Below are 25,036 nucleotides of genomic sequence, written 5' to 3'. Positions count from 1 at the left end.
CCTCCATCATTTATCTCCGTTCATCTATTAAAAGTCCTGCAACCTTCATCATGTTGGCGACAAGATCAAGCATTTTTTCAGGGGGGATTTCTCGGATGATTTTACCCGTATCTTGGTCAAGCACCTTAACCATCACTTGCTTCGTATCCTCATGTACCGACACTTCTACCATGGTGCTTGGGCCTTGAAGTGCTTTCAATGCACGTTCAATTGCCTTTACAATTTGCTCATCTCCGGTCGTTACACGAGCCCCTTGCAATTCAGCCTTATGTAAATCTTTAGAACTATTGACCTGGACATTGTCTATTTGCTCCGCAACCTTCACAGCAGCATCTCTACCCGTAAGTGGAATGGAGGAACCACCATTAAGCGATACATCCGAAATCACAGAAAAACACCCCCAACAGAACGATATTTACCATTTATATCGGATATATTCCCATTTTTGTTTAGAGATATTTGAAAAAAGGCGCAGTCAAGGCATTCATAATGACTGCATCCAAACGGACAGGGGAAACCTCTGCTTCATTTCTTTTAATAGAGCGGTTACTTGAGATTGATCTTCCTCTAGTAGCAACACCTCATACAAAGATAAATACACATCGTAAGAAGGAGAAGTATTGACTAATTGAAGGAAAATTTGTTTGGCATCTTCCCGATAGCCCCGCTCTAAACAACGACGTCCAACAAACTGATCAATAGCTGTAGATCTCTCATAGTTCTCAAAAACCGAAACCATTAAGTCAAACGCTACATCTCGAAATCCCGACTGGTCTAATATCAGGGCCAATTGATATTGTATATCCAATTCGCAGGATCTAATCAACCCAGACATATACTCAAAGCAATCAAACTCATCCAATCTTATACATCTCTCGCATAGTTTGAGTAATATTTTCCCTATGAACGAATTGAATCTCTCGTGGCTTATGCTTTCTCTCTTTATGATGGAATTGATCGTTTCTTCGTCCTGGTCGGTCAAATTTTGTACCGTACTGATCTTCTTGACCATTTCCTCATCATTTGTGAGCAAAGAAAGCAGCATAACATCTTCAAGATTATTCTTATGGATTATATTAACTTCATGCCATACAGATCTCGCTTCTTCATACCTCTTGCTATATTGTAATCCACAAGCCGTCACGGTGATATCGTTGTGGAACCCATACTCTGTGATAGTTTCATGCAGAAGCGGATGTCTGAACTTATATAAAAGACCTACCAAAGTAGTGAGATTATCAACCGTTTTAACAGGATAGGAAAAGCTCAAGCATTCCTTTTGGACCTCGGCAGAAACACCAGCTTTTTGTGCTAACGAAAGATAATTTTCCAAACTATAAGAAAATCCCTGCTTTAAATTAAGCGCATGGAAGGAATGCTCCAAAGCCTCCTGAATGTTTCCTTGGTTCTCGTATAACCTCGATAATAGAAAATGAGCAAGGTACCCTCCTACTCCTTCTCTTGCGACAGCACTATCCATATCACCTAACGATATACACTTCTTATAGTACTGTTCAGCGTCCTTCCAGTAACCCATTTGCTCGAAAAGTCTTGCCTGCATAAAGTATAAATCCGTGTATTTAGGCCAATTAGAAATCGTATGATTTAATACTTGAATTCCTTTTTCAGGCTTTTCTAATCGGTAATAGCAATCAGCAAGGTTATAATCAATTTCCATTGCCAGCACATCAGCATTATTTTGATTATTCAAATCGTTCCTTGCCTTATCAAGAAATTCCAATGCAAGCTCATCTTCTCCATCTACAAGGTACTGTTTACCTACATTATAGTAAGAAAAGGGTGAAGGAGATTTATCTACAGCATCAAGCAAGATGCGAATGTTACGTTCCGCTTTATTTTTGAGAGAATAAACATCTTTCCTATAGCCCACATGATGAATCAAAAACCCTGTTTCCTCGATTTCGCTAGAATCCAGCAAAATTTGCTCATGAATCTGTCCCGTAAATCGAATTGCTGGATTTGACTGAAAAATCCTAAGAATCGACGTGGTTTTAACAAGGCCATCTTCTAATTGATTTCTTACTCTGATGGAGTATCCTTTTTTTTGCGATTGGAGAATCTCTTGAATATGACTGCCTTCATCCAGATACTCGTCTGCATCCAATACCAGGATATATTGACAGGATGCCTGTTCTAATGAGAAATTCCTGCCTAAAGCAAAATCATTCTCCCATTGATAATGATAAACTCGGGCACCGTATTGTTCGGCAATGGCAATAGTTTCATCCGTTGAGCCCGTATCTACAATGATAATTTCATCAACCTGATCCTTTGCACTCTGCAAACATTTCTCGATAAATAATGCCTCGTTTTTCACGATCATACACAAGGATACTGTACTTCTGTTCATTGATGTTTCACCCTCTATAAGGAATTGACCCAGGAGGAAAAAGGAAATTTCTTTTTCATGTCCTGCGCTACTTTTTGAGCAGAACCATCATCTCCTAAATGGAAATAGCATAAATACAACTGCTGATAAGATTTGAAATCATTTTTATATTTAATTAGTTGCTGAGATAGACTTACAGCCTCTTCATAGTTGCCTGCGCTTAAGAGAATAGCAGATAAGCTCTGAAGAATATCAGGATGATTCGGATTGGTGTGGTAATGCTCCAAAAGAAAATCTACTGCAGTATCCTTGAATCCATAATCCGTTAATAGAATAGCAAGCTCAATCTGAATGGCTAATGACGCCTTCATAATACATGTCGATAGGTATTCGAAGGCTTCAAACTCCCCAAGGACAATCAATTGCTCCGCTATGTTTACTAAATGAGGTTCTATCCAGGATTGGCCCAGGTCTGAATTGAACGGCTCTCTCTTAATTATACTTTTGATGAGTTTCCATTCCCGATGACTTGCGTTTGCTACGTCCCTGCATTTATTTATAAGATCTGTATCCTTAAGGATGATGGATAAAGTAATAACATCCACTATGTTATCCGGCTTTATATTGGAAATCTCCAACCAAAGGTCACGGGCTTGTTCGTATTTATGGTCATATTGCTGGACGACAGCGTTAATTTCTTTATCTAAAGGCTGTCCTTCCCTCTGCGAAAAATAATTAGCCATAATGGGATGCCGAGCTTCATAAATAGCTACAAGCAGCATCTTGATGACCTCTGCATCTTTGCCGTTGTAGATTTTTTCTAAATGGGCGATAACTTCCTCATTATTAATATTGGCTTTGAGCACGAGCCGTAAATATAGTTTTATGGCAGGCTGATACACAGGATTATTTTGGATGGCTTCAAAAATAGATTCGAAGGCTTCCCCGCTTCTTCCCTGCTTTTCATAAATGCATGCTAGCCTATAGAAAGATAAATAACCATTGGCCCCCTCATTTGCCACTTTCTTTTCAGACCATGGCTGATCACTCAAGCAGTGTTTAAATACAATCTCTGCATCCTGCAAGCATCCGTATTCCTCATACAACCTAGCCAATTCATAGTGAAAATCCAGATAAAGAGGCTGCCTATCGATAAGCACCTTAGCAAGTGAAATGCCTTCCTCGTAGCGATGCAAAAGTCTTAAACATGTCAGTATATAGCAAAAAAGATAGTAAACATAGGACATGTTATCGGCTAGTTCGTAAGATTTCTTGAAGTAATTCAATGCCTCTTCATATTTCCTTTGTGACATGCACACTTTCCCCATATTGTACAAGCTATAGGGAGAGGGGTTATTTTCCAGCTCTTTGAGCATAATTTCATAGTTACGTTCAACTTTATTTTTTTCTTGTACAGTATCATCAAGATACCCAAGATGATTGATTAACGAACTCGCATCTCCGGTGGATAGAGTCAAAGAAGGATCGAGAATGTTCAGATGCTCATGCAATTTCCCGATATAAAGGAGTCCTATTCGATTTTTAAAGAGACGTACAGCTTGATGAGCGAATGATCCCCCATCGGATTTGTGATTTTTGATGGTCACACTGTAATAATCTTTATTGGAAACGATATCTTCTTGTAAAGTAGCTCCGTCCTCCAGGTACTCATCGGCGTCTAGCTGCAAAATGTAATCGCAGCTTGCTTGCTGAATAGCAAAGTTCCTTGCTGCAGAGAAATCATGGATCCATTCGAAGGCACTCACTCTGGCGTCAAACTCGTTGACTATACCCAGGGTTCCGTCCGAAGATCCGGTATCCACGATAATGATCTCGTCCACAAACCCCTTTACACTGCTTAGGCATTTCCTAAGATATCGTTCCTCGTTCTTCACAATCATGCACAATGATATAGTTGGTCTCATAGTCTTATTACCTCTGAAGTCATATAATTTACTTATATACTGCACTAGATATCTTTCGATGAGAGAAAAAAAGACTTCAGATCGAAGTCTGAAGTCTTGAAATCCATTACGATTAACGCAGCAAGGACAGAACGCCTTGTGGTTGTTGGTTTGCTTGAGCAAGCATAGCTTGAGAAGCTTGAAGAAGAATGTTGTTCTTCGTCAAATTCACCATTTCTTTAGCCATATCTGTATCACGGATACGAGATTCAGCTGCAGTCAGGTTCTCAGTTGTTGTACCCAAGTTGTTGGAAGTGTGCTCCAAACGGTTTTGAAGAGCTCCCAGTTGAGCGCGAGCTTTTGCAACTTTATCAATTTGTTTTGTTGCATTATCAAGGTCAGAAGCTGCTGTACCTACACCAGAAACATCTTCACTCAAAGCAATTTTCAAAGTATCAGAAGATGTATGGTTAATTTGAATATCCTTGCTTAAAGTTCCATCCAACAACGCAATATCATTGAACTTGGTGTTAGTTCCGATATTAGTAATCTCGGATTTCAGTGCTTTCAATTCTTCATCAATGTTAGCTTTATCAGTTGTGTTATATGTACCATTTGCTTTTTGAGTGTACAATTCTTTGATACGAACGAGCATATCACTCACTTCAGTCAAAGCACCCTCAGCAGTTTGTACCATCGAGATACCGTCTTGAGCATTGCGTTGAGCTTGCTCCATGGAACGGATTTGACCGCGCATTTTTTCGGAAATGGACAAACCAGCAGCATCGTCAGCCGCACGGTTAATGCGAAGACCAGAAGACAATTTTTCCATGTTTTTGCCAGCGGCAACATTGTTCGTGCCCATTTGGCGATGAGTGTTCAATGCGTTCATATTGTGATTGATAATCATTGATTTCTTCCTCCTTGAAGTGAAAACCCGCTTCCTTGCGAGTTTATAATTTAGTGGTCCAGAGCTCGGCCGATCCTACTGAACCACTTACTATATATATCGATTTATTTAATTATCAATTACAGTTTCTTAATCGTTCATTTAGGATCATTTTCAAACAAAAACCGATGTAATTCCCTATAATTCTTCATGTTTCATCTTATTTTCTCTTAATTACCCCGATTTTTGATCATTTTCTTCAACTCATCCAAATCCGATTTATGTTCTGAAGCTTCGGTATTCGAATTTTGTATCAATTCATATACTTCTTTCCGCAAAATCTCGATATTTCGGGGTGCCTGGATTCCTAATTTAATCGTATCCCCTTCGGCAGCCAGGACTACGATCTCTATTTGATCACCTATCATCAACGACTCGCCTTTTTTTCTTGATAAAACCAGCATAGATAATCACCTCTCTATTCATTGTCTTCCTTATCCATTAGTAGCAAATAAACTATGTCTGGTTTTGTAAGAAGTATTTTGTAGAATAACTTGTTTTCCCAACCGTTCTTTCATATTGATAACCAATGGGGCCAATAAGTTATGAGTTGCGTTTTTGAAATCATCCCGTACAGAAACGATACTCCAGACTACGATGTCTTGTTCTAAGCTTGCCTTTAACTCTTCTTTTGCCGTTTCGGGCAAAACGAACTCATAGTTTGGTTCAAATACAAATGGATCTGTTACAATAAAGGAAAGCTCCGGATTCTCTACGGACTGTAAGTACGATAATGGCAAATCAGCATCTGGGCGTATGATCACATACTTTTTCAGTTCCTCAAATCCTGGGATTCCTGTCGGAAAATGAATGATTTCCTTATCATCAATCGTAATTTTGCCAAGCCTTGAAGAGTCAAGTATCATTAGGGACATTCCTTTCCATTTTGGCCTTATCTTATATAAATTATCATTGTTCTTATAAAAAAACAAAAACTACAGATTGTAACAATCCATAGTTCAAAAAGTCTATAGCTTCATATCAATGACGGGTGGTGTTATATCCAATTTAGGATTCTGCTCCATATAAATATTCAGCTTTCCTCGAACATAATTGATATCTGGCTTATTCACTTGACTCTGTATATTTAACTTTCCTTCTATGAATTGAATTTCCGGTTTATGAGGTATGTATTCTATATCTACATTATCATAGGAGGCTTCCCCCATATACTCAATAGAAGGCTGGGGTTGGAAGGCCTTCTCATAAGCAATATCCGCTAATGGATTGCCGGGAACGTTAAGTGCAGCCATACGGTTTCCATCCTGCACGATCTTAGCTATCGCCTGTAAAAGGACACCCTCCATTTGCGAGTAAATCCGATTTGTAAACTCAGACAGCTTTCCTCCATTTAGAGCGCTCCATGCCCTGTCCTGATTAACATTAAGCTCACCTAGGGGCGAGTTAACTTCGTATCTGGATGGAGTCGTCTGAATGTCTAAAGTTGCCTTAGGCTGATGAATTTCATAATGACCTAAATCCGCATCGATACCAATTCTGCCAAACTGCTGACGTATGTCGATCTGGGGGAATGGAATCAAACCATTACCTCCTTTTAGCGTATGAAGTCAACTAAAGTTGGGGAGATAATTTTGGCACCTACAGATAATGAAGCTTGATAAATATTTTCATTGACCTTCGAGTCTACCATAAGCTTACTATAGTCTGCATCCTCTACTTTGGACTGAAGCCCTTCAATATTCAAGCCAATATCCTTTAAGCGGTTTTCCACAAGCTCTAACCGATTAACTCTAGCTCCTATCTCTGAGCGAGTCGAAACGATGCTGTTCATTCTTGTACTTATCTTATCGAGCGCAGCTGATACACCGGTAGTATTACCTTGCTCCAGATCTTGGCTCAATTGTTTTAAAATTAGAAAAGCATTGTCAGGATCAGTAGGGGATCCAAAAATTTCATTGCCTGTAAGATTAACCGGTAATTTAATGCCCGCTCCGACCTCAAACGCAACCTCATAAGGATCGGTTAATTCTTTTTCCGCGTCTTTCTCTGTATATGGCGCCCAGTCTGTGGTTTGGCCGTTAAAAACGAACTTACCATTTAACTTGCTGTTTCCTATAGTGACCAATTGTTTGTACAACTCATCCACTTCGCTTTTGATACTGTTTAAAGCTGCTTGTGAATTGGTTCCAGTTGCCCCTTGTGTCGCCAAATCCGTAGCTCTTAAGAATACTTGGTCCACTTGATCCAGCATCGTGTCGTTAAAATCGAGCCACGAGCTCGATGTATCCACGTTTTTGATATATTGATCATTCGCATCCAGCTCACTGCGATAACGCAAGGAATACGTTATGCCTACCGGATCGTCTGAAGGTCTATTAATTCTGCGTCCTGTTGACATTTGCTCTTGCATACTATCCATACGCATAGTATTGGTATTAAGATTTCTTATTAGCTGCATGCTCATCATGCTTTGGGTAACTCTAAGCGCCACGATAACCCCTCCTCATATGACTACTATCTTCCTACTACACCCATACCATTGATAACTTTATCCAGCATTTCATCAAAGGTTGTCATCGATCTGGCAGCTGCGTTATAAGCATGCTGAAACTTGATCATATTAGCCATTTCTTCATCAAGTGAAACACCGCTGACAGACTGTCTACGCTCATCTACCTGATCGACAATAGATTTGGAATTATCGACCTGTCTTTTAGCCTCAGTTGTCTGTACCCCTAACTGCCCCACTGTCGCTCTTAGAAAGTCATTAATGGTACCTGACTGCAGGACAGACCCCGCGGAACCTGTTGAACTAAAATCAAACTTCGTATCTTTAAGTTGGGAAACTAATATAGCCAACGTATTGTTACCCGTTATGACTTCTTCTTTATTTGTTTTAGTGTTCAGAACAGTTCTCATGGATGTGGCGATGTTACTCGGATCTGCCGCAATAGTTGGATTAAGCTGAATATTCGATGCTGTGATAGCTCCGTTATCTTTGGAGGTGAAGAAATCACCTACTTTTTTGGTTGGATCATCGTTAAGGTAGCCCAGCTTGTGAAGACCGTTCAGCCCGTTCACTGTAACGGTAAGATCATCCTTGAGAGTTCGATTCTCTACAGAACCTTGATAAACTGTATCGTTAAATATGGTTCCTTCAGGGAGAACAGCTCCCTTAGGAATAGTTACCGTGATTTTTCCGTTTGCGATCGTGCTTGCCAATGTATCCAATTGTTTCTGGTAATCAGCAACGTAACGGTCTCTGGATACAATCATCCCGTGTATTTCACCGCTATTGAGCTCGCCTGATGCAACCGCACTCGTGATTTGGGCTACCGAGGTAGGATTAGCGGTATCTCCATCTACCAGAACCGTGTTCCCCATGGTCACATTATAGCCTGTATCCGTCTCTTGAACTTTGATATTAATAACCTTGGACAGATCATCTACCAACAGATCCCGCTGATCTCTAAGGTCGTTGGCGCTATCGCCCATACCCTCGATTCTTTTGATCTCAGCATTTAAATCAGAAACCGTTGAAAGAATTGAATTCACTTGGGTAACTTTGACGGAAATATTTTCAGTTAAGTCGTTATTCAGATCCGATAGCTGTCTGCTGGTCAAGTTCAAAGAATCCACCATAGCCATCGCATTTTCCCTAACTATTTTTCTGCCTGTTATGTTCTCCGGATCTTTACTTAAATCAGACCAGGATGCCCAGAACTTATCTACGACAGACCGCAAACCAGAATCGGAAGGTTCATTAATGATGGCTTCCAATTTCTCGAGTGTATCCTGCTGTACAGTCCAACTGCCCAGACTTTTATTTTCATTGTGAAATTGATCATCTAGAAATTTCTCGCGTATTCTTGTCACGGAATCAAATTCAACGCCTTGTCCCATTTGTCCGGGCACATTACTCCTCATTAGTCCGGGAGCCTCGATCGGCTTAGCTGCTACCATATTAACGACCTGACGTGAATATCCAGCCGTATTTGCGTTAGCAATGTTATGTCCAGTTGTAGAAAGAGCTGCCTGTTGCGTAAATAAAGCTCGTTTAGATATCTCAATACCACCAAAAGTAGATCGCATCTTTCTTATCCCTCCATACCGCTTGTATGACTATGCTTTCGAATCGAATAAACCGGCTCTCTTTGCGCCATAGGAATTCAGTTGTGGATTCTTGTAAGTATATTCGTCTTCTGGGGGGCCAGCAATTAGATCGAGAGAATACTCAAGGAAAGCCAACGACTGCATAATCAACTGCTGATTCAACTGATTCAAATCCTTAAGTCTATGAATACTACTCAATAACTGCTTCTGCACCCCGAGAAGCGCTTTCTTATCCTCTACATTGAAAATAATCTTCGTCAAATCACTTACCGTTACCTTAGGATTCGGTTTGTAACCCTTCTCGATCATGAATTGCCCGATAGCTTCTACACGCTGCTGATCCAATTCGCCAATCTGTTTCACAAGCTTATTTTCCTTAGAAACGATCTGCATTAACTGCTCTACATCGTTCTGGATGAGTACCTGCTTCTTCCGTTCTGCCAGCTCAAGTAAGTTTTCGTGTACGTCGTTCAGCGCCGTCATAATTTGTATCAAAGCTTCAAATGCCATGCTCATCCACCCGTGTATTCAGAATATCTATCATTTAATAAAAGGAAAAAGCTTCTCTGCCAACGTTCTGGCATCTACCTTGTATGTGCCTGCAGCTACCGATGATTTCAAAGCTTCGACTTTCTCTCTGGCCTTCTCTGCTGCAGCTGGGTTTTGCGTCTCCAATAGTTCCTTCGCCTCGCTGGAAATTTCTACTTTATCTTTCTTTTTACCGGTCTTGGCTTTCTCCGAGGCTGCATACGCCTCCTGGGATTTCATATATTGATTGACTGCTCCGACCCGATTTGTACCATTTATTTTCATAAAATATCACCTCTTTTTGTTCATTAAAATAACCCCACCGAATAAGCGTTATTACTTTTATCGGTGGAGTTAGGAAGAAAGTTTATATTAAATTGATAATATCATTAGCTATGGCGGTCTTTCAAACGGTCTTTAATATTGAACGACATTCGGTTAGCCTCTTCCAACAAGGCTTGCTTCCTCTGCTCGTCCTCATGCATATGGTTCGCATCCTTCGCTAGGCGTTGTCTGCACGATTCACAAATCGTATGCTCGCGGATCGGGGTGCTGCAGATCTCGCAGTGGTAGGACATATTCGGGTTGTTCTTGATGGATATACGCCCTTCGCGAATAAACTTGGTAATTTGCTTTACCGAGACTTCGGTCGCCTCGCTTAATTCGTGTATGGAACAAGAGCGCTGCTCACGCAAATATTTCAAACACTTCTCGTATTGCAGATCAATATCTTTGAGACATTGCCCGCACAGGCCGTAATTGTTTTTCACATAGATTTTTCCGCAACGATCACAGTTATCGACATTAAGACTCATTCCTGAGCTCCCCCCATTGTTAGACATGATCGATCGACTCTGAGTATGATGATTAGTCATAGTGTATCTCAAGTAGTGCGATGTTGTATACTGAATTTTATCAAAAGCCGACACGATATGTCATCTTGCCCAGCTTAATCCGTATATTTCGACACCTTTCAGCTCAGCCTGAATCGCTCGGGCACATTCATTGAGCGTACTTCCCGTCGTATACACATCATCGACCATATATAATTTTACGTTTTTTTGAGACACAAGTTCCGGCAGCGCTTGTTTTGCCGCAGGCAGCATTGCAAACACACCTTGCAAATCCTCCAGTCGGTCTCCTCGGGTCTTAAAGCTTTGCTTGTCCGTATGCCGAACCCTTTCCAAAATCGGAACGACCGGGATACCGGTTTTTCTTCCTAGCTCATCCGCCAGCTGTTGCGCCTGATTAAAGCCCCTCTCCATCTGCCTTTTATGGCTTACAGGGACATAGGTGATGAGTTCGAACCCCGAAACTGTTACTTCCGCTTCACTTTTGCGATGCAAATGGTAGGCATGCAGCAGCATGGAACCGAGAAGCTCCCGAAGCTTTTCATGCCCGCGATACTTATAAACAGCAAGCCATTCTTTCATTAAAGGGCTATAACTGACCGCACTCCGGTTTCGGACAAAATAGGTTTCACGCCGCCGCTGGCAATCCGTGCAGACCTCCGGTCGACCACAGCTACGGCAATGTACCTGCAATATCCATGGAATTGCTGCCCAACAAGCATCGCATAACGGGAGCTCCCTCTGAGTTCCGTATTTATTACTACAGGCTGTACAAGTTAACGTTTGAGGCGATAGCAAGCCCTCTGCTGTACTCAACAGCTGCGTAAACCATTGATTTATCCGGTTCACCGCTCCCTTACTTGCCTTCACTCGCAGGTCCTCCCTTATCGCGCAGGTATCCTTTTTTCCTTGCTATCGAATTCATACTCTTAATTTGACGAATAGCCTCTACCTGAGCGCGCGTTTTCTCCTTAGCTGCAAAATAAACGCTACCAGCGGGATCATCAGCGGATCGTCCAGCCCTTCCTGCCATCTGGACTAGTGCAGCGGAATCAAAAATAGGCTCGTCCGCATCCAGAATGAGTACATCCGATTTGGGAATCGTCACACCGCGTTCCAGAATCGTTGTCGTAACGAGAATCCGGGTTTGCTTAGCACGGAAGTCCATCACTTTTTGCGCACGATGTTCATCCTTAGAAGATGTACCTTGAGTAACCACCTGTGGAAACGTTTTGCTAAGAAGCTCCGTTAGGGGCTCTACCATATAAATCTTGGGCACAAACACGAAAAGCTGCGCTCCCCTTTGTATAGATTCCGTCATTTTCTGTGTAATTTTGGAGGAGAGTGTCGCTTTTTGAATTTGCTGACGTAACGGTGACATAGCAATAAGTGCGGGTACCGGTAGCGGATGGCGATGATAGCGGGCAGTTACTTTTACATGAGGTAGTTGTCGCCGTGAAGCAGCCTTCTGAAGTTGTATCGGAGGTGTAGCAGATAGTAGGATCGTTGCTCCGTCCGTCTTGCACACTTTTTCTGCTGCATACTGCAGCATGGGATTATTATGATAAGGAAACGCATCCAGTTCATCGATTATGACCAGATCGAACGCGCGCTCGAAGCGCAGCAGTTGGTGAGTTGTAGCAATCATAATCGGGGCGACGTCCCATCGCTGTTCACTTCCACCATATAATGTCACGACAGGAGTCGGAGCGAACGCTTTTTCCAATCGGGGCTTCAGCTCCAATACGACATCCCTCCTAGGAGTCGCTACAACTACACGGCCACCCTTCGAAACCGTATATTGGATCATCGGAAAGATCATTTCCGTCTTGCCTGCGCCAGTCACAGCCCAGATGAGAAACTTTGAAGAAGTATTTGGGGGTTTGTTTAATTTCTTCAATTCATTTCCTTTCAAAAAAAGCAAGGCTTGTCCCGATGCTTCCGCTTGAATCTCACTTAGCCCCCAGGGTGAAAGGTACTTCTCTAGCGAATCCCCTTCATCAGGGCACCTTACTTGTCTCTCCACAGTATTTGATGCTACAGGTAAGGCTGACCGGACTGTAACTGAGCAGAACCGCGATCTCCCCATCGTCAGACATTGTTCGCAGTAAGGACACTCTTGTCCGCAAAACATACATTCTGTAATCATCATTTGCTGGATCTCACCGCCACAACGGTGACATTGATAGTTTTGTTTTGAACGAAGCCAGCTTCGTCCTTCCTGTTTTCTAATCCCTTGTTCCAATAGGAAGTATCCGTATAAATATGCCGCTTGGACGTAAGCCAATGGATCTGCTGAGGCGGCTTGGAATCCGTAATGCTCTAATAATTGCTTCACTTCATCCCATAATAAGCTGCGTCCTTGCATCAATTCTATAAATCGACTAAGTTCCTGACCTTGAATAGTAACCGAACCGCCGGGAACCTGCTGATATGCACGCCACTGTTTTATGTCGCAATCCATTAGCGTCCACCTGCTTGACTTGTCCGCCGCGAATACCGATATGCCCGAAGCGGCAGCCTCGCCTGAAACCTTGCTTACCCATATATGAGGCACATTGATCTCTTTGTGTAACCACTTTATTGCATTCATCCTGTCTCTAAGCACGACAGCTTGTCCAAACGAAATGGCCGGCTCCAGCATACGGATCCTTATCGAATCCCCATACTGACCGAACCACACAGCCAAATCGACACGCATATCTAATGACACATACCATACAGCACCTTGATTGCTAATGACCGCATATAGAACTGCCTTCACCTACATGAATTCATCCTCACATTGTTTTGTAAGCGGTTACCAAACTATCTTGGTTAGCAAGCCGAACAACAATAACCTGCTTATCTTCATGCTGACGGATCCACTCATCCCATGATTCCATTCCTTCAAAGGCTAGGATCTCCAGGTTATGTTCCTTACGGAATTGTTCGGCTATAGCCAACGTTTCATCCGTTGAGCCTTCATCGGCTATAGTCAAGTGGACCTCTCTACCTTTGAACCGCGAGAAAAAAAGCAGCGAACGAACATACCACTCGACCTGATTTTGATTATTATGTGTAATGAGCAAAAAATGCGTCACATTCCGACCCGTATCCCGGTGCCGTCGATAACACCAATGCAACAAGACAATACTTGCAGCATAGCTGCCAAAGATCCACAGTAAACCTAACATCATCGCGGCTCCCTCCCTTAAGACCAGTATATGCCGCAATGAGTTGGTTGGTTCCTGTTTACAGCGTGACCCAGCCGTTTTTAATGGAAATTATGACGGCTTGAGTCCGGTCATCTACTTCCATCTTTTGCAAAATGCTGCTCACGTGATTTTTGACGGTTTTCTCACTAATATACAAAAATTCGCCAATCGTCTTATTGCTTTTACCTTCTGCCATAAGTCGCAGCACTTCGGCCTCACGACGTGTCAACGGGCTGTTATCGGTATGTACGTACTTGACTCCCGCATCCTTGGCAATAGTGCCGCTCCCCGCCGCGCCCACTTCATCCAAATAGGTCATTCTGCGCAATTGATTGATCAGCTTACCTGTTACTTTAGGATGTATGTAGGCGTGACCCGCAACAACCGAACGAATAGCATTAATTAACGACTCCGCTTCCATGTCCTTCAACAAATAGCCCGAAGCACCCTTACGCAGCGTTTCAAATACATAGCTCTCATCGTCGTGGATGGATAAAATAATGACTTTAATATCAGGAAAAATACCTTTAAGCTTCTCCGTTGCCACTACACCGTTCTCGATTGGCATATTAATATCCATCAATACGATGTCGGGAGTCAACGTGTTACAAAGTTCAATAACTTGGATGCCGTCTCCGCACTCACCAACAACCTCCAGGTCATTTTCCATATTGATTATGCGTTTGACCCCTTCGCGAAATAACTGGTGATCATCCGCCAAAACTAATTTAATGTTGCGTTTTGCATTTCCCGTGATGTCCATTATTTAGTCCTCCTTCGAATCTAATTTGATGGGTATCAACATGGATACTTTAGTGCCTGCGCCTTTAGTCGATAGTAGCTCCATTCTGCCCTCAAGCAGCTCTACGCGCTCGCGCATCCCTATAATGCCGTAATGACTTCCCTTCTCGATCTTCTTATCTACACTATCGACAAGAAAACCGATTCCGTTGTCGGAAACCGTGATTTTCACCATCTGTTGTCGGTAAGTCACTTCCAGTGCAACATGTGAGGCTTGAGAATGCTTCACTACATTAGAGAACGCTTCCTGTACAAGACGGTAAATGGCGACTTCCATACCTGAGGGAAGCCTTGTTTCTTTACCGGAAAATTCAAATTGTGTGTTAATCTTTGATTTTTCTTCAAAATCCTGTACAAATTTCCGAAGTGCAGGTATGAGCCCTAGGTCGTCTAATGCCATAGGCCTAAGATTGAAAATGATTTTGCGAACCTCTTCAATCCCTCCTCTGACCTGACCCTTCAAGTCAACAAGTTCTTCTTTAACTGAAGCATACGCCTGCTTAGTCAGCATTCTTTCCGCAATTTCAGTACGGAGTACGACATTAGCCATCGTCTGTGCCAAGCCGTCGTGTATTTCCCGGGCAATCCGTTTACGCTCTTCTTCTTGGGCCAAAATGATTTTCAAACCAAGAAGCTGTCGGTTTTTTGCCGACTCTAACAGCCGGGTCACTTGGTTCAAGTCACCGGACAGGTACTCAAGCACTACGTTGACCTGGGAGACTACAGCTTCTGCTCTCTCCAATTGTTTATCGACATTTTTTATTCTTTTGGCAAGATCATCCCTTCTCGCCTTCAGGTGAAGCTCCTTCTCCCTGTACATAGCGAGCTGGGTTTGCATTTGAGTAGCGAATTCGTAGGCCGTACGAATGTCTTCTTCTTTGAAACGTTTAAAATCGCGGCTAACCTCCGTCAGCCGAATACGGGCCCTTCGATATTCCAACTCAATATGATCGACCATATCAATGGTCTTTCTCGTTTCGTCCATTACTTCCTGCAGCTCGTTGTTCAACGCACTACGCTCTGACCGGACATTTTCACAAATTTCAAATATTTGATATTTGCTGCTCTCCATGACGTCGATTGCATTTTTTATAATGCGGTCCAAAGCGTCCACTTGCATACGTAAGGCCCCTTCTCCAACGATTCCATATACAGAAGCCTGTGCGACCCCGAGTGTCGGACAGGCTCCTAGCATTATAGTACCATATTTATTGAAGTTTGTAAGAGGAGCATGGAACTAATTATTGCAGAGTAATCTGCTGGGTTTTAGCATCCCAGGTTACTTTCCAGCCAAGATTTTCGGATAAAATGCGCAATGGTACCATAGTAACATCCTTCATTATTTTTGGAGCTACTTCGGCAGTAATCCGTTTTCCATTAACAATCAGATCTGGATTGTCGATCCATAGATCGATCATTTTATCTCCGCGAATAACCGTTACTTTCCGTTCCTTATCATCCCAACGTACAGTACCTCCCAAAGCATCCGTAACAAAGCGGATTGGAAGCAGCGTGTTCCCACTTATAATGACAGGAGCTTGCTCCAGTGTCATCCCTTTACCGTTTACGGAAACAGCGGTTTTATTAACCGTGAGGCTAATCGAATTGTTCGGCAATGCTGCTAGTTGGCCTTTAGAAGTGAAAGTAATGTCATCAATGCCAATCTTGCCAACGGCCGCACGCTCGTCCTGACCTACTTGGTCATTGTACACATAAACGCTTTTCACCGTAATCGGGAATTTCATATCGTACTCGGATAAATCGGCTGATACTTGCCTCCAGCCCTTCCAGTTGATATTTTGGGCTAGCTCTATATAGTAGTTTTTACCGCTGTTATCTTTAATCTCAGTTCTTAACGAATTCAGACTTTCATCGCCATTCACTTTCATCTTAATAAACTGTGGTTGACCATCGATTTGAATACCTGTATCCATATCGGCATAAGCCCATTTACTTCCGGTTGCCTTTGAAAAATCATAGTTTAATTCCAAATACTTATTTTTCGTATCCGTTTCGCGAATATAGACTGCCGTTGTAACTTCTTGTGGCAGCGGACGGGAATTCGTCATAACCGCATTGTTATCGAGATCATACCATACGTTATCTTTTCCAATAGGAAGAGTCAGCATCGTGCTGTAGCCGTCATAACGAGCAATGAGCTGCAGCTGTGTAGCACCCGTTAAACTATTTACGGTTAGGACACCGTTCTTCACTTCCGCTTTCATCCCTAGAACTTCCCACTGCACCAACTCAGGTGGTACTTCTCTTGTCTTGCCTGCTTTGGTTGTTGCAATGACGGGGAGCTTATAGGATCCTCCCTCGGATAAAGCGATGTCGCTAGCATCTATTTTCAACGTGGCAAGCTGATCTCTGCCTACAACAGGAATTTCCGCCGATTGAGTCCCTGTACCGGATGCAGCTGTTACTTTGGCTGTACCTAATTGAGTTGGTGTAAACACATTATCTTTGAAGGTTCCAGCATTATTGCTTGAAGACCATGTCGCCTGCACACTATCAGATCCAATTGGATTATAGTATTCATCATAGCCTTTAAATCCTAATGGTGCCTGCTCATTCAAAAACAAGAAATCCGGGGCCTGGATCACGAGGTCTTTCACTTGCCCTTTGGGAGCCAGAGAATAAACCCCTACACCGTTAACGACCTTTCGCTGAATACCTGTTTCTGTTTTATTGATTAAGACAGGATTGTTCTCTCCCAGTGGTCTGGCAACCATTTGTGTTGATCCACCACCATCCAGGTTCATCCCTTTCCAAACACCGACTTTAATCATAAACTGTTGAAGCTCGGTCATGCTTAAGCCTTTACTATCTCCGCTGTAATCAGCTGTAATCAAGTAAGCTGTTTTCTGATCCTGAGAGTAACCAATGGCCGTTCTGGAACGAGTGCAGCATAAGCTGTCTACTTCTCTTGAAAATTCCGTAGGCTGGCCCCCATCTACCAAAATCGTATGTCCGCCAATCATCATTTTAAAATTTTTCGTATCATACGTTTTGCTAGAATCCTGAGGAAGAATTTGATAGTCGGCTTTAAGAGGCTCTCCTACCTTCATATGAGCACGAACAAAATCAGCCGCCTTGCCTGATGCACGAAGAATATAGCCGTCTTTAGGAGCAATCATATCAATGATCGTGTTGTCGGCAATCTTTTGAATAATTCCGTTCTGTACCAGCACTTCCGTTGGAACCGTAACACCGTCATTGGAGCGATCGGATTGTCCCCAAGCATCCGTGTACATGAACATGGCATCTACATGACTATGCTCACCGCCTGGCTCAAACCAGTAGTACGTCTTATTAATCCCGCCAAGTACAAAATTCGCCCCATCCTTAGTCGTTACGGAGCCTTGAAACGTAAACAAGTCTACTACAGGAACGTTATCCTTCGTAAGACCAAACGTATAGAAACCTGGCAAATAAGGAGGAGTAGCCATCCATTTCCCATTAGCAATTTCAGGGCCCATTGGAACGCCTTCTGCTTGGGTGTTGTAAAAGTCACCGTTCACTCCTGCCACTGCCTTCGTTTCCGTTGCCATACCTAAAACACTTTGCTTCTTGGTAAATTGATTGTTCGTCCCTGTCATTACATCTAATTTCACATAGGGATTAGTTAAATCCACCTCAACGACATTGCCGTTAACGGTGATATCTTTTTTATTCCGAGTCGATTTCCAAACATATTTTTTCAAAACCGCACCGGACGTTAAAATCTCTTGGCCAACCATCGTCACTGTAGGTTCGGATGCCGCATATACTTGCGCTGTCGTCATAAGAGGCGATAAACTTATCATTGCAGATAAAACGATAGAGGACACTTTAATCCAAGCCTTATGCTTACTCACGTAGCTTTCTCCCTTCTATTTCCCACTCTCTTTTACTTAGACTCTATTACTATGGAAAAAGTTACGTTTTACTAGAATGAAAAAAAGATAAATGAAGACAACATCCGTCATATTTGAACATTTTTCGAACAACACCTGAATACGGTCGAAAAAACGTATTTTTTAGATTCAATATACGAAAAATGCCTATAAGGAAAACAAAAAAGCCCAGCTCCATAAGGAACCAGGCTTTGGTTTCACTTGTTCTATATAGTTGAACCGCTTTTTATGCCAATGCGTCGCGTTTGAGCAGTTCTGCTTTATCTGTACGTTCCCAAGGAAGATCAACATCCGTACGACCAAAGTGCCCGTAAGCAGCTGTTTGGTTGTAAATCGGTCTGCGAAGATCCAATTGCTTAATGATACCAGCAGGACGCAGATCAAAATGTCTACGGATGACTTCTACCAGTTTCTCCTCAGCTACTTTACCAGTTCCGAAAGTATCTACAGAGATGGAAACAGGTTGTGCTACACCGATGGCATAAGCAAGTTGAACTTCACACTTGTCCGCAAGACCTGCAGCAACGATGTTCTTTGCTACATAACGAGCCGCGTAAGCGCCGGAACGGTCAACTTTTGTCGGATCTTTACCGGAGAATGCTCCGCCGCCATGACGAGCGTAGCCGCCGTAAGTATCAACGATGATTTTCCGACCCGTCAGACCAGCGTCGCCTTGTGGTCCGCCGATTACGAAACGACCGGTTGGGTTGATGAAGTATTTGGTATCAGCATCAAGGAATTTCTCAGGCACGATAGGCTTAATAACGTGTTCTTTAATATCTGCTTGAATTTGCTCCAAAGTAACATCTTCACTGTGCTGTGTAGAAACAACGATAGTGTCAACGCGTACTGGTGTATCGCCATCATACTCCACAGTAACTTGTGTTTTACCGTCTGGACGAAGGTAAGGCAATGTACCGTTTTTACGTACTTCAGCCAATCTGCGGGACAATTGATGTGAAATAGAAATAGGAAGCGGCATCAGTTCAGGAGTTTCATTAACGGCAAAACCAAACATCATACCTTGGTCGCCTGCTCCAATAGCTTCAATCTCTTCATCAGTCATTTGACCTTCACGTGCTTCTAGAGCTTTGTCTACGCCTTGAGCAATGTCAGGGGACTGCTCGTTCAAGGAAACAAGCACAGCGCATGTTTTGGAGTCAAAACCGTATTTAGCACGAGTATAACCGATACCTTCAATCGTTTGACGAGCAATCGTTTGAATATCGACATATTCGGATTGGCTTGAGATTTCGCCGATAACAAGAACTAAGCCTGTCGCAACGGAAACTTCGCAAGCAACGCGAGCGTTGGGATCATTTTTAAGAAATGCGTCTAGAACTGCATCGGAAATCTGATCGCAGATTTTATCCGGATGCCCTTCAGTTACAGACTCGGATGTAAATAAACGACGACCGCGAGGAATGGACATAGTATCGACCTCCTAAGGAGTATTTATTAGTTAATAACTATACATACAAAAAATCAACCTTTTCCAATTGGAAAAGGTTTTATTTACATGACCTTCTTTAAGTTATGTTACTGGATTTGTCGAGGACTGTCAATAAATTTGCATGAGTTCCTACAAAATTAATATATGGAAAATAATCTTGTATTTTCCTGAATCTATCTACAAATTAAACATCATTTCTTCTGCCTTGCGAATCAATCGACTTGTAATAGCTCCGCCAACTGCACCGGCGTCTCTGGAAGCAATATGCCCCCAATAATCTTCCTTAATGGAATGTGACGGTATTGATCCGAGCTCTGTTGCAAATTCTACATTAGCGTCAGCTACTGACTTCCCAACGGGTAGTCCCAATTCTGCCGCTATTTCGTACTTCAGTGCATCCAATGCCTGCTTACTTTCAGGAACCACTTTCTTTGCTTTTGCCATAAAACCCACCTCCATAAGTGATGTAACCCTAGTATGTCCTCTCACCTATGGCACAATCGTATAAACTGTTTACATTATGGGTAAAATTTATGGTGTAACCTTAGATCCATCCGCATTAGTAAGCTTATAGTCGCCGCGAACCATCACGTAAATGTCTTGCTTCTGTTTGGGATCAGGCTTAATCCCACGACCTTCTCTTGGAATAATCAACAGGTGATTATTTTCAACAGAGGAACCTGCTGAGATATCCTTGCCAGAGGTCACATCGGCTATGCCGTCGTCTGCGCTTACAGCTATAGTTTTTCCCGTACGAACGATAATTTCAGAACCTGAACCACCATATAGGATTTGGCCTTGTTCCAATTTTATTACAGTCAATTCAGAATTCCCCGAGGAGCCTGAAGTACCGGGAGTCGGATTTGTTGTTGTACTTCCGCCACCTGCTTGTCCTTTACCTAACTCTTCGCTGATAATCTGACGAACCTTCTCTTCCGTTATGGATTGCTTAGTCAGCTCATCGGTTACCTTTTGCTTTATATTTTGTTCAAAATAACTCTTAGTAATAACAGGGTCATCTACAGAACCAGGCTGGACTGCTGAATTAGTGCCGTCTGCATTAGCTCCTACGATAGTTGCTGCCCATAACATCACTGTGCTTATCACAATCTTAGTACGTATTTTGTTCATGCTTCACCTCTTGTAAATTTAACTTGGTATGTATTGTAAGTATAGCCTGTTAGGATAAAAAAAAGAAGACCCCGAAGGGTCTTCTCTATTTAAGAGCTACTTATTACTTAGTGCCAACGCCTACAGCGAAGGAAGCAGCTACACCGCTTGGTGCAAGAACGTTAATTGTGAAGCCTGTAACGCCTGCATCAATTTGAGTGATTTTACCAGTTTTGGTATCAATTTTCACTGTACCTTCACCAGTAATATCAGTTGCGTAGAAGCTTACGTTCAATACGCTGTTATGGTTTTTAGATTTCGGACCTTGGGAATCTTGAACCAAGAAGTTGTCAGTCTCGCCAAGCTCTTCACCTTTGGATCCTGGAGCATTCTCAGCTACGATTTCATCACCATATTGGTCTTTAACAGTGATTTTCTCAGCAAGGTTTGCATCCCAAACATATTTACCTACCAAACCAGTAAGGCTGGAGTATTGTTTTCCTGTTTTCTTCAGGGAAATGCTAGCGATGCTTGGTCCTTCGTTTTTAGTAGTAACGTTCAGGCTAGCAGTTTGTGGCTCACCTTTAGCATTTTCGAAGAACACATTTACTGTAGCTGTACCTGCATCCAAACCGTAAACAACTTTACCATCAGTGATGTTGTTTACAACACTTGGGTTGCTGGATACTACGCCAGTAACTTTAGCAGGGAATTTAACTTCTTCACCGCTGCTGTTTTTCGCTCTAACTTTAACTTCTTTACCCAACTTGTTATAGTTGTTGTTCAAGTAAGTTACGTCATTAACTGTTTTACCTGTAGTTGCATCTTGGTTGTAGTTGTTATCCAAGTTCAGGTAGTCAGCAGCTGCAAGAATTGTGTTGTTTACACCTTTGTCAAGGTATACTTCATAAGTCAATTTGTTGTTAGTATCTTTAGGATCGATAACTTCAATTACTTGACTTACATCATCAACCAATTGGTCTGCTGTGCCAGATTTAGCTTTTTTGTCAATTCTGTACAATTCAGCTTTAACTGTGTAAGCAGCTTTAGGAGCTCCTGCTTTGGAGTATACTTTGAACGATTTGTCAAACAGGTTTTCCCATTGACCAGTGTATGCATCTGGACCTTTAAGATCAAATCTTTGATATACTTCTTCAGAAACAGTTTTTGGTGCAAAGATGAATTTTCTTTGATCAGTATTCGCGCTTGCAGCGTCTTTCTCTTTAGAAGCAAGGAAAGTCAAGCCTGCATCACCGGTACCGGAAAGAGAATTCAATTTGTAAGATACTTTCACGTAGTAGTCGTAGTCGTTGTTGTTAACATACTTCAACTCGGAACCTTGTTGATCGTAGAATTTGAATTTCAATTCGTTGTCAGAACCAGCTACCATTTGTTTCTTAGGAGTAGTGGAGAATTTGATTTCTTGAGCTTCACGAGCATCGCCAACGGAAATGTTGAAGCTAGCTTTTTGAGTTGGGATATCTCTCAAAGTTACAGACAAACTAGCTGTACCTTTTCTGTCCGCATTTTTAATTGCGATTTGACCTTTGTGGGAACCGGTTGTAGCGATTTCGGCAGACTCAAGGTTGATACCACCGGAAGCACGTACATCAAGTTTTTCTCTACCATCGCCATAAGCGTCAACGATCTCTTGAGCTGTCAAAGTCTCACCTTTGGAGTCTTTAATTACGATAGGTACATAGAATTTGTTGTCAACAGCTTCGTCACCAGTGTGAACGTCGCCCTCAGCCAAAGTATAGTTGTAAGAACCGAACTCTACAGTTGCTGGAACTTTGGAAGCTTTAACTTTAATGTCTTTGTTTACGGATTGACCACCACGAGCAAAGATGGAAACGTTGATTGTTTTCTCTTCGTTGTTAGTGGAAACCAATTTCAAGTCAGCAGCGTTGTCGCCAACAGCGTTATCAACGAATGCGTCTTTATCGTTGTCGCCAACTTCAAGGTCACGATCTGTAGTGGATACAGTAACTGTATCGTTCAGCAAACCTTTGTTTTCAACGCGAAGACCGTATTGGTCCCAAGCTTTGATGTCAAGGTAAGCATAGCTTTTTGCTTCGATGGAATCAACTTTGTTACCAGCAGAGTTCAACAAGTCGCCAACTTCTACTTTGGAAACGATTGGGTTGTCACCAACAGTGAAGATTTTGTTAATTTGAACGCCGCTATCTTCGTGCAAGATTGTGATAGAAATTCTATCGTTTCTTTCTTGCTTAGCATCTTCAGTCAAGTTGATAGCTTGCTCGCCAGCGATTGGAGCAGCGTCGCCATCACTTACGCGGATATCAAAGTTACTAGCATTGAAGGAAGCTTTTTGACCATATTGGTTAGTAGCTTTGAAGTCAATGCGCACTTTGTAACCAGGATAGATTGGTTGTTCGTATTTATCAACTGCAAGAGGAATTGTGTCAGATGCAGTCAAGAAGTCGATTTTAGTTACTTTTTCTTTCGTAGTTGTTACGGAAGAAGTTTTAGCAGTGTCATCGATGTTGGATACGCCGCTAATAGTAACGTCAAATTTGTTTTCTTGGAATTTGGAATCAAAAGTCAGAACAGCTTTAGTTTTGTCATCGCTCCACTTAGTAGTGTAACCGGAAGACAATACGTTACCGTCTTTTTTGATTTCGATTTTCAAAGTTTTAGCAGCTTCTTCAGTAACTGCACCGTTCAATTCAAGAGTCAACTCATTTGCATTAGTTGCTTTGAAAGAAGCGATGGAGTATTTACCGTTGAAAGTTGGTTTGTATTGTTGTTTAGCTTCATAGGAGCTAAGAACCAACAGATCGCGAGTTGCTGCAGAAGTACCACCGAAAGTACCGTCAGTACCATTGCTCAGCAATTTCAATTGCAATGCAAGAGCAACATAACCTTTAGCCCAATCGGAAACTGTTTTATCGTTAACGCCTGGAGTTGCTTTACCTTCGGAATCTTTGTTCAGACCACGAATCAAGAAAGCAGCCAGTTGTTCTTTAGTTACTTCGCCAGCTGGGTTGAATTCACCAGGAGCGTAGCCATCAGTAATACCAGCAGCTTTAACTGCTTCGATGTACGGAAGAGCGTAGCCATTAGCTGGATCGTCAGCCTTAACATCGCTGAAAGTGGAAGTTTTCAAGGAAGTGTCAACTTTCAATTTGAAAACCAAAGCCGCTACTTTAGCAAATTGAGCGCGGTTCATTTTGTCTTTCAAACCAAAAGTATCTTCTTTAACACCATCAAAAATTCCTGCGGAAATCATTGCATCGAACTTAGCTTTAGTAGCTGCGTCAAGATCTTTCAAATCGCTAAAGTTAGCGGAAGTCTTGCCAGCTTCTTCACCGAATGCTACGGAAGAAAACATCGAAAATGCCATAGCAAGGGACAAAATTGTAGATAAACTTTTTTTCATAACCTTTTTTTCTCCTCCTCGAATATCTTTCGGTTGTTGAGAGTTTTGTTTAAATAAATTAGAGCTCGATTCCCTCATTAGCCGATTCACCCCCTTCCTAGAGTTGAGCGAATTAATTATTATAAAGGTCTGCAATGAATAAGATTGCAGAAACTAGTAAACAATAATAATTGAATAAATAGAGAGTCGCATACCCTTATACATTATACACTGCAAAACTAGTAAGGTAAAGAGGTTATTTTGTGAAAAAAACCCAACAAAATCAGCCTCTTCATGGCGTTTCATTTGTGTTTCAATGAATTAAACGCAGTGTTGCATGAAAAGTTGCGGTCTTTGAAAAACTTTTTTCGATTTTCTTTAAAAAATTAGTCTGAGCTTTCGGGCGAGCTTGTCTATCAATTCGTATATCATTTTCGTATACTCGCTTGCTCACGAAACTTAGTATACAACGATATATCATCTTCGTCATCACGTATTATTTTCCAATGTGCCCGTAACGAAAAACCCCGCCATACTA

The 25,036-nt window shown here is 42.2% G+C and carries 22 protein-coding genes; all 22 read right to left on the bottom strand.

Going from position 1 to position 25,036, the window contains the following annotated elements:
* Positions 1–10: 10 nt before the first annotated feature.
* Positions 11–388 carry a flagellar protein FlaG gene (locus BP97_RS0121810; protein WP_028551010.1) on the bottom strand — a complete coding sequence of 126 codons (378 nt, stop codon included), beginning with the start codon at positions 386–388 and terminating at the stop codon, positions 11–13.
* 96 nt (positions 389–484) lie between these two features.
* The gene (locus BP97_RS0121805) at positions 485–2,371 is read right to left on the bottom strand and encodes a glycosyltransferase (protein WP_028551009.1); all 1,887 of its coding nucleotides are present in this window, start codon (positions 2,369–2,371) and stop codon (positions 485–487) included.
* A 14-nt stretch (positions 2,372–2,385) separates the two neighbouring features.
* The gene (locus BP97_RS0121800) at positions 2,386–4,275 is read right to left on the bottom strand and encodes a glycosyltransferase (protein WP_081824307.1); all 1,890 of its coding nucleotides are present in this window, start codon (positions 4,273–4,275) and stop codon (positions 2,386–2,388) included.
* Positions 4,276–4,387: 112 nt separating this feature from the next.
* Positions 4,388–5,164 carry a flagellin N-terminal helical domain-containing protein gene (locus BP97_RS0121795; protein ID WP_028551007.1) on the bottom strand — a complete coding sequence of 259 codons (777 nt, stop codon included), beginning with the start codon at positions 5,162–5,164 and terminating at the stop codon, positions 4,388–4,390.
* 209 nt (positions 5,165–5,373) lie between these two features.
* The gene (gene csrA, locus BP97_RS0121790) at positions 5,374–5,607 is read right to left on the bottom strand and encodes a carbon storage regulator CsrA (protein ID WP_028551006.1); all 234 of its coding nucleotides are present in this window, start codon (positions 5,605–5,607) and stop codon (positions 5,374–5,376) included.
* A 30-nt stretch (positions 5,608–5,637) separates the two neighbouring features.
* Entirely contained in the window at positions 5,638–6,069 is a 432-nt protein-coding gene (gene fliW, locus BP97_RS0121785) for a flagellar assembly protein FliW (RefSeq protein ID WP_028551005.1), read from the bottom strand.
* A 102-nt stretch (positions 6,070–6,171) separates the two neighbouring features.
* Positions 6,172–6,744, bottom strand: coding sequence for a DUF6470 family protein (locus tag BP97_RS0121780; protein ID WP_051620858.1), 573 nt, complete (start codon positions 6,742–6,744; stop codon positions 6,172–6,174).
* Between the two features lie 14 nt (positions 6,745–6,758).
* The gene (gene flgL / locus BP97_RS0121775; RefSeq protein ID WP_028551003.1) at positions 6,759–7,655 is read right to left on the bottom strand and encodes a flagellar hook-associated protein FlgL; all 897 of its coding nucleotides are present in this window, start codon (positions 7,653–7,655) and stop codon (positions 6,759–6,761) included.
* Between the two features lie 23 nt (positions 7,656–7,678).
* The gene (flgK, locus tag BP97_RS0121770) at positions 7,679–9,256 is read right to left on the bottom strand and encodes a flagellar hook-associated protein FlgK (RefSeq protein WP_028551002.1); all 1,578 of its coding nucleotides are present in this window, start codon (positions 9,254–9,256) and stop codon (positions 7,679–7,681) included.
* 30 nt (positions 9,257–9,286) lie between these two features.
* Positions 9,287–9,787: a flagellar protein FlgN gene (locus BP97_RS0121765; protein ID WP_028551001.1), complete on the bottom strand. Its 501-nt coding sequence runs from the start codon at positions 9,785–9,787 to the stop codon at positions 9,287–9,289.
* 30 nt (positions 9,788–9,817) lie between these two features.
* Entirely contained in the window at positions 9,818–10,090 is a 273-nt protein-coding gene (gene flgM, locus BP97_RS0121760; protein ID WP_028551000.1) for a flagellar biosynthesis anti-sigma factor FlgM, read from the bottom strand.
* 104 nt (positions 10,091–10,194) lie between these two features.
* Complete coding sequence (locus BP97_RS0121755) at positions 10,195–10,620, bottom strand: flagellar protein (protein ID WP_028550999.1); 426 nt, start codon at positions 10,618–10,620, stop codon at positions 10,195–10,197.
* Between the two features lie 120 nt (positions 10,621–10,740).
* Positions 10,741–11,526, bottom strand: coding sequence for a ComF family protein (locus BP97_RS0121750; RefSeq protein WP_231506362.1), 786 nt, complete (start codon positions 11,524–11,526; stop codon positions 10,741–10,743).
* Positions 11,513–13,420: an ATP-dependent helicase ComFA gene (locus tag BP97_RS0121745; protein WP_028550997.1), complete on the bottom strand. Its 1,908-nt coding sequence runs from the start codon at positions 13,418–13,420 to the stop codon at positions 11,513–11,515. Before BP97_RS0121745 ends, BP97_RS0121750 begins: the two co-directional genes overlap by 14 nt.
* Positions 13,421–13,436: 16 nt before the next feature.
* Positions 13,437–13,835 (bottom strand): glycosyltransferase family 2 protein, encoded by a 399-nt coding sequence (locus BP97_RS0121740; protein WP_028550996.1) that lies wholly within the window; start codon positions 13,833–13,835, stop codon positions 13,437–13,439.
* A gap of 55 nt (positions 13,836–13,890) precedes the next feature.
* Positions 13,891–14,616 (bottom strand): response regulator, encoded by a 726-nt coding sequence (locus BP97_RS0121735; protein WP_028550995.1) that lies wholly within the window; start codon positions 14,614–14,616, stop codon positions 13,891–13,893.
* 3 nt (positions 14,617–14,619) lie between these two features.
* Entirely contained in the window at positions 14,620–15,774 is a 1,155-nt protein-coding gene (locus BP97_RS0121730) for a sensor histidine kinase (protein ID WP_028550994.1), read from the bottom strand.
* 121 nt (positions 15,775–15,895) lie between these two features.
* On the bottom strand, positions 15,896–18,514 hold the full coding sequence (locus BP97_RS0121725) for a stalk domain-containing protein (RefSeq protein ID WP_028550993.1): 2,619 nt from the start codon (positions 18,512–18,514) through the stop codon (positions 15,896–15,898).
* 265 nt (positions 18,515–18,779) lie between these two features.
* Positions 18,780–19,985: a methionine adenosyltransferase gene (gene metK, locus BP97_RS0121720; RefSeq protein WP_028550992.1), complete on the bottom strand. Its 1,206-nt coding sequence runs from the start codon at positions 19,983–19,985 to the stop codon at positions 18,780–18,782.
* Positions 19,986–20,183: 198 nt separating this feature from the next.
* Complete coding sequence (locus tag BP97_RS0121715; protein ID WP_028550991.1) at positions 20,184–20,450, bottom strand: alpha/beta-type small acid-soluble spore protein; 267 nt, start codon at positions 20,448–20,450, stop codon at positions 20,184–20,186.
* An 87-nt stretch (positions 20,451–20,537) separates the two neighbouring features.
* Complete coding sequence (locus BP97_RS0121710) at positions 20,538–21,137, bottom strand: hypothetical protein (protein WP_028550990.1); 600 nt, start codon at positions 21,135–21,137, stop codon at positions 20,538–20,540.
* A 103-nt stretch (positions 21,138–21,240) separates the two neighbouring features.
* Positions 21,241–24,597: an S-layer homology domain-containing protein gene (locus BP97_RS39050; RefSeq protein WP_051620856.1), complete on the bottom strand. Its 3,357-nt coding sequence runs from the start codon at positions 24,595–24,597 to the stop codon at positions 21,241–21,243.
* Positions 24,598–25,036: the final 439 nt, after the last annotated feature.

Origin of the sequence: Paenibacillus sp. UNC451MF (genome assembly GCF_000686845.1) — a bacterium.
Lineage (GTDB): Bacteria > Bacillota > Bacilli > Paenibacillales > NBRC-103111 > Paenibacillus_S.
Note: the sequence above shows the minus strand (reverse complement) of the source record. Positions and strands in the feature narration are given on the sequence as shown.